Below are 14,196 nucleotides of genomic sequence, written 5' to 3' on the forward strand. Positions count from 1 at the left end.
CCTCCTAAAGGTACGCCGTCGTAGGGCCGATCACGCTGCAACCACCGCGGCGCCGTCGTCAAACTCAGACCCGCTGGCTCATTCCTGCGTCAACGGGTAGTTCGACGCCGGTGACGTAGCGGCCGGCCTCGGAGCTGAGGTAGACGATGGCGTTGGAGATGTCGACGGGCTGGATGTTCTCGACGGGTAGTGCGTTGACGAAATACTTGGCGTAGTCGGGGTATTCGCCCAGGAACTCTCCCATGTAGTCGTTGGTGATCATGGGGGTCTGTACACCGGTCGGGTGGATCACGTTGACACGGATGTTGTGCGGCGCGAGCTCGTTCATCAGGGTGCGCATCAAACCGACGAGGCCGTGTTTGGCGGCGACGTAGTGCGCGATCATCGAGATACCCCGCAGTCCGCCGGTGGAGCCGGTGAGCACGATGGATCCGCCGTTCCCGGCGTCGATCATCGCGGGAACGGCTGCCGCGACGGTCCGCCAGACACCGGAGAGGTTGACGCCGATCATGTCGTCCCATTCGTCCTCGGTGATCGACCAGGTGTTCTTGGCGAATGAGGCGATACCGGCGTTGGCGGCGATGACGTCGAGGCGACCGAACTCGGCCACACCGTCGGCGACGACCGCCCGCACGGAGTCGAGTGCGCGGACATCGGCCTGTCGTGCCACGATCCGCCGGCCGGTTGCCTCGACAGCGGCGACGGTCTCCTGCAGATCGTCGGGCGTGGCCATCGGGTATTGGATGGACGAGATCTGGTCACACAGGTCGAAGGCTATGATGTCGGCGCCTTCCTCGGCCATGCGGACGGCGTGCGAGCGACCTTGGCCGCGGGCCGCGCCGGAGACGAGTGCGACTTTGCCCTCGAGTTGTCCGGTCATGATGAAACCTCTTTTCGTGAGTTGTGTTGCTTCGGAACGTGTGTGAATAGCGCGTTGGTAGTTGCTCAGTGGGTGGAAGGGTCTATGACACTCATCGACTCGTGCAGTATCCGTGCGCAGTCGGCCGCGTCGGAGTGCCTCGCTCCGTACGAAAGTACTTCTGGGGCAACAGGTCCGGAGTATCCCGTGTGGGTCAGGGCGTCGCGGAACGGCCGGAAGTCGAAGGCGCCGTGTCCCGGCGGCATCCGACCCCACCGGCTGGCGGTGAAGAACTCGTCGGCGTCGTCGGCCCGGCGTGCACCGTCGCTGATCTGGACGAGACCGATCCGCTCGGCCGGTAGTGCCCGCAACGTCGCCCAGTCAGGCGTGCCGTGCATCATGTGCCAGCTGTCGACCACGATGCCGAGCAACGAGGGTCCGACGGTGTCGGACAGGGCGACGGCGTCGCTGATGGCGGGCACCGGCCCGTAGGCCATGAACTCGAGGTCGAGTCGGGCACCACCGCCCGCGATGATCTCCGCGCACGCCCGCACCTCGTCGATCACTGTGTCGGTCAGCGGTGCGTCGACGATGCCCATGCAGCTGCGCACACCCAGAAGTCCCGCCAATTCCGCTGTTGCGGAAGCCTGTTCGCGGGTATCGGTGGTACCGATCCGCAGCACACCGATGTCGGTGACCGACAGTTCGCGCGCCGCGACCACCGCCACGATCCGGGCTCTGCCCTCTCTGCTGAACAGGTCGTCACCGAGGGCGACGTTGTCGAGACCGACTGCGGTGAAACCCGCCACGACGGCGGCGTCGAGGAGCGATTCCAGATCGGCTGCGGCGTACGGGATCGGTGGGCGTCCACTCCCCGGCGACGGGAAGGTCAGCCACGTCAGTGTCGACATCGATACCTGCATATGTACTCCTCGTCCGACCTGCGGGTGGTGGCTACTTCCCCTGCTTATACGGCTCGAAGAACGGCAGTGCCATCCGCAGCAGATCCTCGGGACGTTCATCCATCATGAAATGTCCACAGCCATCGATGATTTCGGTGGTGGCCCGGCCGTCGCTGATGATGTTCCAGTCCTTGAAGGTGAGGCCGTTGCACGCCGCGCCGCCTTCGATGACGTGAATCGGCATCGTCAGTTTGGTGTCGCGTGTCTTCTCGCTGTACTCGATCACCGAGGAGATGGCCCGGTAGTACGCGAAGGTGCCGCGCAGGGCGTGCGGGCTCTGCTTCACGAGGTCGATGTAGTGGTTGACCGCGTAGTCGGGCAGGACGTCCGGGCCCGAGGACTTCGACGCGAACTGGTGCCGGAAGTAGATCTCCTCGCGTCCCTCAACCATGCGTTCGTTGATCTCGCCGGCCCGGTTGAATCCGAAATGCCACATGAAGTCGTTGAGTTCCTGCGAGCCGAGCAACGGGAACGACTCGTTGACGCCGGGGATGACCGCTTCGGTGATCAGCATCCGCACGATCCGCTCCGGAGCCTGCGTCGCCATGCCGTAGGCCACCCATACGCCGAGGTCGTGGGCGAAGACGGCGAATGTCTCGTGGCCGAGTTCGGTCATCAGCGCCAGCATGTCCTGACCCGTGGTGATCTGGTCGTAGCCGGTATCCGGCTTGTCGGACAGTCCGAATCCACGGATATCGGGTGCGATCACGGTGAAGTGTTCCGCCAGCGCCGGCATCAGCGCACGCCAGGCGTACCAGGTCTGCGGCCAGCCCGGGATGAGGATCAGTGCCGGTCCGCTGCCGCCGATGACGACGTGCAGCTGAATGCCGTTGGCGTCGACGAATCGGCTGGTGAAGGTGTCGGTGAAGCCTGCCGGGAGGTGGGGCACGCCGGTGACCGAACCCAGTCCGGAGGGGGAATCGATGCTGCTGATACGAGTGCTCATAGTGTCTCCGATGACTCGATATGGAGCGATGCCTGCCCCGGCTCAGATGCGGGGTCGGCTGGGGAAGTGACTTGCCTCCGACGTGGTCATGCACTTCGTCAGACCCGGAGGCTTGATCATCTGTTGATAATTGATATCTCTGAATGATAGTCCAGAACGGGCGATGTGACAATGGTTTTGGAGGACATAGAGGCAATCACGCCTTCTGTAGGACCGTGACGGCACAGGCCGCCTCTTCGAGGCCGAGAATCCCGCCCCCGTCCCCGCCGAGCCCGCCCCGGGCGCCGTTGCCCTGCCGCGCACCCGCCTCGCCGCGCAGCTGGACGGCGATCTCGGTGATCATCGACAGCCCGCTGGCGGCGACGGGATGGCCCTTAGAGAGCAGCCCCCCGGATGTGTTGACGGGGATGCGCCCACCAGGGCCCGTCTCCCCGGATTCGGCCAGGGGTCCACCTTGCCCCGGTTCGCAGAATCCGAGCATCTCGGTCTGGTAGATCTCACTGAAGGCGGTGGCGTCGTGCACCTCGGCGACGTCGACATCGGCGGGAGTGAGTCCGGCACGCCGGTAGGCGCGTTCGGCGGCGACGGCGCTGAGGCCGGGCTCGCCGGGGCCGCGATAGGTTCCGGAGGTCAGCGTCGTTGCGGCGACGCGAACAACCCTGCGCCGGACCGGCGGCGGCATCCGCGCCACGAACTCGGAAGACGCCACCAGCACGGCCGCCGCCCCATCGCCGACCGGAGCGCACATCGACCGGGTCAGCGGGGGCGTGACCGGGCGGTCGGCGAGAACCTGCTCGACGGTCATCGGGAACCGGTACTGCGCACGGGGATTGTTCACCGCGTAGTTGTGATTCTTGGCCGCCACAGTCGCGAGCTGCTCGGGGGTCGTTCCCCAGCGGTGCATATGGTGCAGCGCCTGTGCGGCGTAGGTGTCCATGAAGACGGTGCGACCGGGACCCGGGCAGAACCGCTGCCCGATGCCGGCGAGCAGATCGGTGTAGATCGCCGTGGTGCGCCCGGGATCGAGTGAGTTCTCCGCGCCGCGATACATCTCGAAGACCGTCGACGCCGGGGCGTCGGGTCGGACGATCTTCTCCACACCGATTGCCAGAGTCAGCTCATGGTCGCCGGAGCGCACCCCGGATACCGCCCCTTGGAACGCCATCGACCCTGTCGCGCAGGCACCTTCGACATTGGTGATCGCCACGCGGGTGGGCAGGAGCCCGGCTTCGATCGCCGGCATCAGGCAGAACTGTCCCCGGCTGCTGCGCTGGCCCCAGTGGTCCATCATCATGTTGCCGAACCACACGCCTTCCACCTCCCGCCCGATCTCGGTGCCACCGGCGTCGTCGAGGACGCCGCGCAGTGCCGCGGTGGCGAGCTCGGTGAAGCCGGTGTCGGGATACTTGCCAAAGGGTAGGGAGAAGGCGCCGAGGACGTACGCGTCGGGCATGGGGAATCCAATCGTTCGGTCCGTGTCGGCCACGCGCTGTCGCTTGACCGCACGCGCGCGGCCTAACTATTGTCAGATGGTAGTAGATATCAGTCAATGATTGTAGGTCGTAATGTCTGGACCCTTGAGCGGAATCCGTGTCATCGAGCTCGGGCACGCGCTCGCCGCCCCGTTCGCCTGCGCCCTCCTGGCCGATTTCGGCGCCGACGTCATCAAGATCGAACATCCTGCCCACGGCGACAGCCTCCGCGACATGGGCCCGATGCTCGACGAATCGAGCGCCTGGTGGTCGGTCACCGGCCGCGGAAAGCGTTCTGTCTGTGTCGATTTCAAGAAGGCCGAAGGTCTGCACATCGTCAAGGGGCTGATACGGCAGGCTGACATCGTCGTCGAGAACTTCCGACCGGGCGTTCTCGACCGCGCGGGGCTGGGCTGGGCCGCGCTGCATGAACAGTTTCCCGCGCTGATCATGCTGAGCATCTCCGGCTACGGTCGCGGCGGCCCGTACAGCGACCGCCCCGGATTCGGGAAGATCGCCGAGGCGATGAGCGGCGCGACCCACCTCACCGGAGACCCCGCGGCACCGCCCGTGCACCCCGGCTACTCCCTCGGCGACGCCACCACCGGCATCTTCGGGGCGTTCGGTGTGCTGCTGGCCCTGCGGCACCGCGACGCGACGGGGGAGGGTCAGCTCATCGACCTGGCACTGTACGAGTCTCTGCTGCGGATGGTGGAGTGGCAGGTCCCGCTGCATGCGGTCCTCGGGCAGACACCCGTCCGCAACGGTGCGGTGTTCCCGTTCGAGGACGCGTTCTTGACCGATGTCTGCGCCACCGCCGACGGTGAGAGCGTCGTCGTGTCGGCCGCCACCACCAAGGCGAAGGATTCGGTGCGTCAGATGCTGGTGGCCGAGGGACTGCTCGGTGACGAATCTGTCTCGGACGAATCTGTCTCGGACGAACCCGTCTCGGTGGACATGATGTCGCAGACGCTGCGCGGCTGGGTTCTGACCAGGACACGTGAGGAGGCCCTGAGTACATTGCTGGCCTACGACATCGTCGCGGGACCGGTCTACACCACCCGCGACATCGTGGCCGATCCCCACATGGCCGCGCGCGGCAACCTGGTCACGATGCCCAGCAACCACGGCGTCGACGTCCCGATGCCCGCGGTCGTGCCGTCGATGAGCGCCACCCCTGGCGAGGTCCGGTGGGTGGGCCCGGCGCTGGGGCAGCACACCGGGGAGGTGCTCACGGATGTTCTGCACCTCAGCGCGGCCGAGGTCGACGCGTTGACCGAGGCGGGCGTGGTGGGGCCGGTCGAAGGCCCGTAGCGTGCATCAGGCCCCTGATCTGCTACGTTGCCTTCGGGGTGATGGTCGGATCCGCTGGTCCGGCCGTCGTTCGACGATGTGGAGCGACGATGGAAGGGGACCCCGATGCAGGCAATCGACCGGATCTTGGCGATCCTCGACATCGTCGCCGCCGAAGGCGCTGTATCGCCCACCGATATCGCAGGCCAGATGGATCTGCCGTTCTCGACGGTCGCGCGGCTGGTCCGCGAGATGTCGTCGGCGGGACTGCTCGACCGGGAGGCCGGCGGCGCCCGTGACTATGTCCTGGGCTGGAAGATCTTCGACCTCGCAACGACGGGGCGCGGCGGTCAGGACCTTGCCGTCGTGGCCATCCCTGCCATGACGCGGCTGCGCGACGTCACCGGCGAGACCGTGTCGCTGCACATTCTGCGCGGACACCAGCGCGTGTGCATCGCCGAGGTGCAGAGCAAACGCGAGCTGCGCCGGGTGATCCCTCCGGGAACGATTCAGCGGCTCGTCGGGACCTCCGGTGGCGAGGTACTGCTCGCGGGCGCCGACGATGCGATGCGCGACAATTTGCTGGCGCCGCTGGACCTCTCCGGGCCGGAGCGCGCCGCGGTGATCAAGCGGATCAATGTCGTTGCGGCAGATGGCTATAGCGTTCTGCGCAATAAGGACCTGGGCGTATCCGCACTGTCGGTGCCTGTCCGCAGAGGCGACGGTGTGCTGGCGGCGCTCACGGCATCGGGGCCGGGCACGCGATTCGGGACGACGCAGGCGCGTGAATGCGTCGACGAAGCCATCGCGTGCGCGGAGCGCATCACCCGCACGCTGTAGACCCCCTCGGCTCCACCCTCCGCCGAAGTTCTTCACTTTCCACTCCCCGCCGCATCCCGGATGCCCTCGCGGGGCCTCCAGCGCCGTGTCCGGGACTTCCGGCCAGGACATATCCGCAGCTCAGAGCGCAACCCCTGTGCTCGGCCACAGGTTCATCGACTCCTGAGTCTTGACTCACGCCGAGAACGGTGATGTGATCTACATATCACTGAATGAATGTAGATATCACTGAATGATATTCGGTGAACTCCTGAGGGTGAAAGGCATCCGCCATGACGGGCAAAGAAATCCGGCTGAACGTACTCGAGCAGTGCAACCCCAGCTTCCAGGCGTTCGGCCTGTGGACCCATCCGCGAGACCGGTCCACCGACTACACGTCGATCGACTTCTGGGTCGACTACGCGCGTATCGCCGAGCGTGGACTCTTCGACAACTTCTTCATCGCCGACGTGTACGGCGTCCCCGATGTCTTCGCCGGCACCCCGGACGCTGCCCTGCGCAACGGATCCCAGGGCCCGAGCCTCGACCCCGTCGTGCTGATCTCCGCGATGGCCTACGCCACGGAGAGTCTCTGCTTCACCGTCACCGGCAACGCCACCTACGAGATGCCATACAGCTTCGCCCGGCGGATGTCGACGCTCGACCACATGACCGGCGGGCGCCTCGGCTGGAACGTCGTCACCGGCTACCTCGACAGCGGTGCGCGGGCGATGGGTCGTGACGGCCTCGGGCCGCACGACGAGCGCTACGCCGTGGCCGATGAGTTCCTGGCCGGCGTGTACCGGCTCTGGGAGGAATCGTGGGAGGACGGCGCGGTGCTGCGCGACAAGGAGAACGGGCTCTACGTCGACCCGAGCAAGGTCCACGCCATCGACTTCCCCGGAAAGCACTACCGCTTCAACACTATTCATGCCACTGAGACCTCGCCGCAGCGCACACCGGTGATCTTCCAGGCGGGCGCCTCCGAGCGTGGCCGTCGCTTCGCCGCCCAGCATGCCGAGGGCATCTACATCAACGGCACCTCGCGGGCGGTGGTGGCCGATCAGATCGCGAACTTCCGCAAGCGGGTCGCCGACGCCGGCCGCGACCCGCAGTCGGTCAAGGTCTTCGCCGGTGTCACCGTCATCGTGGATGACACCACGGAGGCCGCGCACGAGCGGTATGCGGAGTACAAGAGGTACACCAGTGTGGAAGGGCTGATGGCGCTGATGTCCGGCGCGATGGGCATCGACCTGTCCCAGTACCCGCTCGACGAGCCGCTGGAGTTCCAGGAGAACGACGCCAACCGCACCGTCATGGAGAACATGACCAAGCACAACCGCTGGACCCTACGGGAAGCGATGGAGGCAAAGGCGTTGTCGGGCACCAATATTCCATTGGTCGGCAGCCCTGATGAGGTTGCCGAGGAACTCATCGGCTGGATCGACGACACCGACCTTGACGGCTTCAACATCGCCCGCACCGTCAATCACGAGACGCTGGAGAACTTCGTCGACCTCGTTATCCCTGCTTTGCAGGAGCGGGGACGCTACAAGACTTCCTACTCGGAGGGAACGTTCCGGCAGAAGTTGTTCGGCTCGGGTTCCCGGATCGGCGTCGACCATCCGGCTCGCCGCGGCTGGTCCACAGATGATGTTGTGGCACAATGATTGTCGTCATAGGAACCAATCGCAGGGAGTACGCACGCACCGACGATGTCTTCGAGGCGCACCGGCAGCTCATGACCGAGCTCCTCGCCGACGGCACGCTGGTCTGCTCGGGCCCCCGCGACGGCGGCTCGGTGATCATCCTGAGACTCGACGACGAACAGTCCGCGCGGGATCTGTTCGCGCGTGACCCGCTGGTCGGCGAGGGCTACGTCGAGCTGGAGATCTATCGATTCACCGTCGGATTGGCCGATCCCGCAACCGGACTCGCGGAGCGTGTGCCATGAGCGAGGTGCTGGCCGTTGCGACCACGCTCGGGCACCTCGATCTCTACGACACCGTGACGCTGGAGTCCATCGGCCGGATCGACGGACTGATCGCCCAACCGCACGAGCTCGCGTGGGACCCGAACCGCAGGCTGCTCTACCTGACCCACACCTACCGCGCCGGCGGCTACGGTGAGGCGAAGGACGCCGGTCACGAGGTGAGCATCATCGACCCGGCTATCCCGGTGGTCATCGAGGTCATCGACACCAGACCGTATCTGGCACCGCACGACGTCGAGATCGATCCGGTGCTGGACCGGCTGTACGTGAGTATCGAGGACCGCGGTGGCCATAACGGCATCGCCGTCATCGATCTGACGACCCGGAAAGTGATCGGCAACATCGCGTTGCCCGAGGCCAACTGCCACTGGATGGCGATCACACCCGACGGGAAGCTCGCCGTCACGGCCCACAAGGAAGCGGGCTCGTTGACCGTCGTCGATCTCGGTGCGGGCGCGGTTGCCGGGTCGATACCGTGCCCGGGCGGCGCCGAAGAGGTCGATGTCTCACCTGATGGCAGGTTCGCTTATGCCGCAACGCCGTTGATGGCAGTCGATGTGAACGTGAAGCAGGGGGCGTTCAACCGGCGGCCACCCGGCCCCGGCACGCTGCCGAGCCGGATCCTCAAGATCGATCTGGCGACGCGCGAGGTGGTTGGCGAGCTCGCGATCGACGAGGTGCTGTGCGCGCTGCGGGTGGCGCCCGACGGCAACTTCCTGGTCGGTGAGGTGTTCTTTCCCGATCCGGAAGATCCCGATGCCACACCGGTTCCCGGCAAGGTGCACCGCGTCGACACGTCGACGATGACCATCCGCGCAAGCTATCCGGCGGAGGATTTCCCCTTCACCATCCGGTGCTCACCCGACGGGTCGACAGCCTGTATCGCCAATCTCATGAGCGGCACGGTGACCGTCGTCGACCTGATCACCGACACCGTGACGGGCACGATCGCCCATCACGCGGGTGGGGGATTCGGCGGCACTCACGGCCTGGCGTGGATACCGGAGGGCGACCGATGACCTGGCCGGACCCCGTGAACCGGATTCCACCTGCGGTCGTCACCGACGAGGCGGGGCAGGCGCTGGCCAAAACACCGACGCTGCCCGACGGATCGCAACGGAACATCTTCACGACGCTGGCCTGGCATCCGTTGCTGCTCAAACGATTCAACGCATTCACCGGTACGTTCATGCGGTTCGGCACACTGTCGGCCCGCGACCGCGAGGTCGTCGTGCTGCGGGTGGCCGCGACGACTCGCTGCCGCTACGAACTGGGCCAGCATCTGCCCATCGCCGCGGCGGCAGGGGTGTCCGAGCCGACCGTGACAGCGCTGCTGCGCGTAGGCGACGACCGGTCCGGCCTGTCCGAGGGGGACGCCCTGCTCGTGGACACGACCGACGCGGTTCTCGCGACAGGGACCGTCGACGACGATCTGTGGAGCCGGCTCGCTCAGCGGTTCGACGAGCCACAGCTCATCGAACTGCTCGTCCTGATCGGCACGTATCGGATGGTCGCCGATCTGCTGAATGTGGCCGGCGTGCAACTGGAACCGGACATGAAAGCGGAGGTCTCCCAATGGATATGAGCACAGCGGATATGAGCACAGTGGAAACGAACGCACCGGAAACGAACGCACCGGAAATGAACCGGCGACCTGTTCCCGATCCCCGGCATTTCCGGAATGTGCTGGGCCACTACCCGACCGGTGTGGTGGTGGTGACCGGCCTGACGCGCGACGGCGTGCCGAGCGGGATGACCGTGGGGTCGTTCACGGCGCTGTCCCTGGACCCACCGCTGGTCGCGTTCATGGCCGCACGGACATCGGACTCGTGGGCGAGCCTGCAACCACTGGGCAGTTTCTGCATCAATGTCCTCGGAACCCACCAGGAACACGTCGGCCGCCTTGTCGCCGGACGTAAACAGAACAAGCTCGACGACGTCGACTGGCGGCCGGGAAGCGGAGGCGCCCCGATCATCGCCGGCTGCGTCGCCACCATCGAATGCGAGCTCGATCGCATCCTCGACGGCGGTGACCACGAGATCGTCATCGGGCACGCCCACACCCTCACCGCCGACGACCCGGGCGAGCCGCTGGTCTTCCTGCGGGGCGGCTACGGCCACTTCCGCCCGGGACTCGATGATCGGGCAGCGAACAGTTCGTAGCCGCCGGGAACCGTGTACTGCCGCCTCAACCGGGAGACTGCTGAAAAGGTCGGGGCCTCGTCCAGAACGAGGCCCCGACCTTTTCAGTCGCCCTATCCCGAGGCGCCCTCGCTCTTGTCGAGGAAGGGCTGGAGCAGGTCCATGAACTCTTGCGGGCGCTCTTCGGGGACCCAGTGTCCGCACTCGGGGATGACCACCGAGGTCACATCGTCGGCGACCGCCCGCATGGACGAGCCCGCCAGCTCACCGCAGCTCTGGGCGCCACCGATGGCGAGGACGGGAATGGTGAGCTTCTCCTTGGCGAACTCCCGGTTGTCAGCGCCGTCCTGGTAGAAGGCGCGGTAGAGTTCGAGGCCGAGACCACCGGGCCGGGCGTAGGACGCGGCATAGACGTCGATGTCCTCGTCGGTGATGCCGCCGACGTTGTAGATCCGGCCGTAATACATGTAGCGCAAGTATTCTCGCTCACGCCCACGGATCAGCATCTCCGCGACATGGTCGGCGGAGTGGAACGAGATGTGCCACTCCCGGAGTTCTTCGCGGTGGTCCATGAACTTCTCGATGCCACCGTCGCCGGCGACACCCATCAGCGCCATATCCGTGAAGGTGATGCTCTTGGTGTTGTCGCGGAACTGCGCGGCGTAGGCGTACGCGACGGCCGCTCCGTGGTCGTGGCCGACGATGTGCACCGGCCCGAGGTCGAGCGCGGTGACGAGTTCGTGGATGTCTGCGGCCACGGTCTTCTTGTCGTAGCCGGTGAGTGGCTTTTGCCGTACGCCGGAGTCACCGAGTCCGCGCAGGTCGGGAGCGATCACGGTGTACCGCTCGGCCAGCTCGTCCATCACCTTGCGCCACATGTACCAGGTCGATCCCCAGCCGTGCAGCAGGACCAGTGGCGGTCCCTCGCCGCCCTTCACATAGTGGTACTGGACCTCGGTCAGGTTGATCATGTGGTGGGAGAACTTCGGATCGAGTTCGAATGGCATGGCGACTCTTCTCGCTAGTGGCGGAACAGATTTCATCTGCACTCCCATTAAATGATAGTGACAATCAGCTAATGGGTTCATGAATCATGGACCGGCCATTGATCCATGTCAAGGGTCTTGCACCACCTACGGTTCTGCTCTACCGTTTGGGAGAGACTCTCAGTCAGTAGAGCTAGCTATCAATCAGTGATATATGGAGGACCAATGAATGCGCTGGTGACCGACCGGATCCTGGCCAACCTGTCGATCCGCACCGCCGAGTCCTTCCGGGAACGGGTCGAGGCTGCAGCGGCGGCCGGATTCGACGCGATCGGCCTGGGTTTGGCGCAATATCGCGAGCACAAGGCCGAAGGTATGGCTCCGCGGGAGATGGTCGCGATCCTCGACGACAACGGCATCGCGCTCACCGAGATCGAGGTTCTCGTCGGATTCGCCGTCGGCGGCCGGGCGGGGGGTTCGGAGCGCTACCCGTTCCTGAAGTATGCGACGCCCGAGGACGAGCTCGAGTTCTTCGAAATGGCAACTACTTTCGGTGTTCGTCACATGCAGACCATCGGTACGTTCGACAGTCCGCTGGAGCCGGACGCCGCCGAACGCTTTGCCGGCCTGTGTGACCGCGCCGCCGAGCACGGCCTGCTGGTCGCCCTCGAATTCGTCCCGGAGAGCAGCGTTCCGGACGCCTCGGTGGCGGCCCGGATCATCCGTGACGCCGACCGTCCAAACGGCGGCGTCTGCCTCGACGCCTGGCACCACTTCCGCGGCGCCAATGATGAGGCGCTGCTGCGTGAACTGCCCGCCGATAAGGTCTTCCTGCTGCAACTCTGTGACGGGACGATGGTCCCCGAGGACGACGACTTCCTCAATGACACCCTGCACAATCGCCGGGTGCCGGGGCAGGGCGAGTTCGACCTGCCGGCGCTGTTCCGGGTGGTCGGCGAGATGGGCGTGTCCGCACCCGCGTCGCTTGAGGTGATTTCGGACGAGCTCGACGCACTCGGTGCCTTCGGCGCGGCCAAAGCGCTGGGTGGCTGCCTGGAGCACTATCGCATCGACTGAGTCCGGCCCGGAACCTGACTGTGCGCGAGACCCCCACGAACATTGCTGTCGGTTCCGGAATCCAGAACTGACAGCAAGATGTGCCTGAGGGTACCTTGTCGCGGGGACCAGGTGTGACGGGCCAGCACGGTAGTTGCCTGCGGCAGGCGGTGCCGGCCGCACCGTGAATCTGGCATCCGAGGACCCTGCGAAGGTTTTCGTCAGGGCGACGACGTTCAGCTGGTCTTCCGCAGTGGTCGCAGCCGGTATCGACCGGTCAGTGTTTCCCGGTTGACGGGGATGCGGCTGAAGGGGGTTCGGATGTCACGGCGCGGTGCAGGACGTACCTGTCGAGCAGGTAGCTCACGGGAATCGCCGCGCCCACCGCACACAGCACTGTGGCTGCGCAGGTCAGTCGCCCCGAAAGCGGACCACCGACGGTGAGGACCATCGCGCACGCGGTGAGCGGAAGCCGGTAGCCACCGGCCACTCCTCCCGCAGCACCCGCGGATGCGGCGAGATCGGGAGAGACGCCGAGCCCCGGTGCGAGTGCGCGCCCGCAGAGGTCACCGATGGACAGCAGCGGAACGAAGAGTCCGCCACATCCCCCGGCCATCACCGCCGCGGTGGTCGCGCAGGCCCGGAGTATCGCCACGAGCAGCAGCACGCCGCCGGAGACCTGCGCCGACTCGGCCCAGGTGATGGCGCCGGCCCCCGGTCCGATGGCCGCCGCGGGGGTGGCGATCATGCTGACGGCGAGCAGGCAACCGAGCAGCGCAGCACTGCCGACCAGCAGTTTGGTGACCAACCCGGCCTGCCAGCCGCGGGCCTGGTAGATCGCGGCCCCGGTCACCGAGGACACCGCTCCCGCGACGACCCCCACGAGGATCGCGGCCACCAGGGCCTGCCACAGGCTGTTCGGAGGTGTCATGGGGACGATCAGCCTGATCAGGTCGAGCTTCAGCAGAGTGTTGATCGCCCAGCCCGCGAGCGCGCCACAGGTGGCCGCCAGCATTCGCGGCAACGAGATCGGTGCCCGACTGCGCCGGCCGAGTTCGAGGATGAACACCAATCCCACCAGGGGCAATCCCATGAGTACCGCGACCCCGGCCGCGCCGCCGCCGACACCGGCCGGGCGGGCCAGTCTGCGTAACCACGCGTGCCGGGCACCGCTGCCGGTCGCCGATCCTGCGGCGACGCCGAGGTGGGCGGCCGGGGATTCGGTGCCCATCGGCGCGCCGAGTCCGACGGTCGAGATGATCGCCAGCGCCCGGATCGGCGCCAGCCGCGACGGAAAGTCCTCTTCGTGTCCCGCCGTGCGCACTACGTCGGAAGTCAGGTCGGCGCGCACCGCGTTGGCCGGGAATCGCAGCCATGCGCTGAATCGCCGGGGAGGTGCGCCGGCACCGTCGACCCGTTGTGCGGCCCGCCCGTCGGCGACGAGGTTCAGCAGCAACACCGCTCCGACGACCCCGAGAAACGGGGCCGTCAGCATCACCCAGGAATCCTGGTCCGTGATCCAGGCGAGGATCGCCTTGATTGTGCTGGTGACCGCGACGACCAGCACCGACGCGACCAATCCGCCGAGTATCCCACCGGCAACGGCCTCGGCGGCGACTCGCGCATACGCCGGTCGCCCGGCACGACTGTCCATCGGCTGAGCGTAAT

Annotated in this window: 14 protein-coding genes; 8 read left to right on the forward strand and 6 right to left on the reverse strand. The window is 66.0% G+C overall.

Annotated features, from left to right (window positions below; genetic code table 11):
* Window positions 1–64 precede the first annotated feature (64 nt).
* The 4 genes from Q0627_RS13470 to Q0627_RS13485 all read right to left on the reverse strand — a co-directional run bounded on the left by Q0627_RS13470 (window position 65) and on the right by Q0627_RS13485 (window position 4,220).
* Window positions 65–880 carry a mycofactocin-coupled SDR family oxidoreductase gene (locus tag Q0627_RS13470; RefSeq protein ID WP_291017252.1) on the reverse strand — a complete coding sequence of 272 codons (816 nt, stop codon included), beginning with the start codon at window positions 878–880 and terminating at the stop codon, window positions 65–67.
* Between the two features lie 65 nt (window positions 881–945).
* Window positions 946–1,782, reverse strand: coding sequence for a sugar phosphate isomerase/epimerase (locus Q0627_RS13475; RefSeq protein ID WP_298810632.1), 837 nt, complete (start codon window positions 1,780–1,782; stop codon window positions 946–948).
* A gap of 31 nt (window positions 1,783–1,813) precedes the next feature.
* On the reverse strand, window positions 1,814–2,767 hold the full coding sequence (locus Q0627_RS13480; RefSeq protein ID WP_298810635.1) for an alpha/beta fold hydrolase: 954 nt from the start codon (window positions 2,765–2,767) through the stop codon (window positions 1,814–1,816).
* Between the two features lie 196 nt (window positions 2,768–2,963).
* Window positions 2,964–4,220 carry a thiolase family protein gene (locus Q0627_RS13485; RefSeq protein WP_298810640.1) on the reverse strand — a complete coding sequence of 419 codons (1,257 nt, stop codon included), beginning with the start codon at window positions 4,218–4,220 and terminating at the stop codon, window positions 2,964–2,966.
* A gap of 112 nt (window positions 4,221–4,332) precedes the next feature.
* On the opposite strand from Q0627_RS13485, the gene Q0627_RS13490 reads away from it, so the two are divergent.
* The 7 genes from Q0627_RS13490 (at window position 4,333) to Q0627_RS13520 (ending at window position 10,507) form a co-directional block, all read left to right on the forward strand.
* On the forward strand, window positions 4,333–5,553 hold the full coding sequence (locus Q0627_RS13490; protein WP_298810642.1) for a CaiB/BaiF CoA-transferase family protein: 1,221 nt from the start codon (window positions 4,333–4,335) through the stop codon (window positions 5,551–5,553).
* A 105-nt stretch (window positions 5,554–5,658) separates the two neighbouring features.
* A complete protein-coding gene (locus tag Q0627_RS13495) occupies window positions 5,659–6,372 on the forward strand; it encodes an IclR family transcriptional regulator (RefSeq protein ID WP_291012639.1) in 714 nt (237 codons plus the stop codon).
* A gap of 272 nt (window positions 6,373–6,644) precedes the next feature.
* Window positions 6,645–8,021 carry an LLM class flavin-dependent oxidoreductase gene (locus tag Q0627_RS13500; protein WP_298810646.1) on the forward strand — a complete coding sequence of 459 codons (1,377 nt, stop codon included), beginning with the start codon at window positions 6,645–6,647 and terminating at the stop codon, window positions 8,019–8,021.
* Window positions 8,018–8,305, forward strand: coding sequence for a YciI family protein (locus Q0627_RS13505; protein WP_298810647.1), 288 nt, complete (start codon window positions 8,018–8,020; stop codon window positions 8,303–8,305). Before Q0627_RS13500 ends, Q0627_RS13505 begins: the two co-directional genes overlap by 4 nt.
* Window positions 8,302–9,363 (forward strand): YncE family protein, encoded by a 1,062-nt coding sequence (locus Q0627_RS13510; RefSeq protein WP_298810649.1) that lies wholly within the window; start codon window positions 8,302–8,304, stop codon window positions 9,361–9,363. Before Q0627_RS13505 ends, Q0627_RS13510 begins: the two co-directional genes overlap by 4 nt.
* Window positions 9,360–9,929 carry a carboxymuconolactone decarboxylase family protein gene (locus Q0627_RS13515; protein ID WP_298810651.1) on the forward strand — a complete coding sequence of 190 codons (570 nt, stop codon included), beginning with the start codon at window positions 9,360–9,362 and terminating at the stop codon, window positions 9,927–9,929. The genes Q0627_RS13510 and Q0627_RS13515 overlap by 4 nt, the downstream gene beginning before the upstream one ends.
* Before the next feature lie 11 nt (window positions 9,930–9,940).
* The gene (locus tag Q0627_RS13520) at window positions 9,941–10,507 is read left to right on the forward strand and encodes a flavin reductase family protein (RefSeq protein ID WP_298810653.1); all 567 of its coding nucleotides are present in this window, start codon (window positions 9,941–9,943) and stop codon (window positions 10,505–10,507) included.
* Between the two features lie 92 nt (window positions 10,508–10,599).
* Here the strand turns inward: Q0627_RS13520 and Q0627_RS13525 are convergent, their stop codons facing one another.
* On the reverse strand, window positions 10,600–11,493 hold the full coding sequence (locus Q0627_RS13525) for an alpha/beta hydrolase (RefSeq protein ID WP_291011279.1): 894 nt from the start codon (window positions 11,491–11,493) through the stop codon (window positions 10,600–10,602).
* A 204-nt stretch (window positions 11,494–11,697) separates the two neighbouring features.
* Here Q0627_RS13525 and Q0627_RS13530 point away from each other — a divergent pair, with 204 nt between their 5' ends.
* Window positions 11,698–12,549, forward strand: coding sequence for a sugar phosphate isomerase/epimerase family protein (locus tag Q0627_RS13530; RefSeq protein WP_291011281.1), 852 nt, complete (start codon window positions 11,698–11,700; stop codon window positions 12,547–12,549).
* A 256-nt stretch (window positions 12,550–12,805) separates the two neighbouring features.
* On the opposite strand, the gene Q0627_RS13535 is transcribed toward Q0627_RS13530, so the two are convergent.
* On the reverse strand, window positions 12,806–14,182 hold the full coding sequence (locus tag Q0627_RS13535; RefSeq protein ID WP_291011283.1) for a chloride channel protein: 1,377 nt from the start codon (window positions 14,180–14,182) through the stop codon (window positions 12,806–12,808).
* Between the last annotated feature and the right edge of the window lie 14 nt (window positions 14,183–14,196).

Origin of the sequence: uncultured Gordonia sp. (assembly GCF_937858515.1) — a bacterium.
In the GTDB taxonomy this organism is placed as follows: Bacteria; Actinomycetota; Actinomycetes; order Mycobacteriales; family Mycobacteriaceae; genus Gordonia.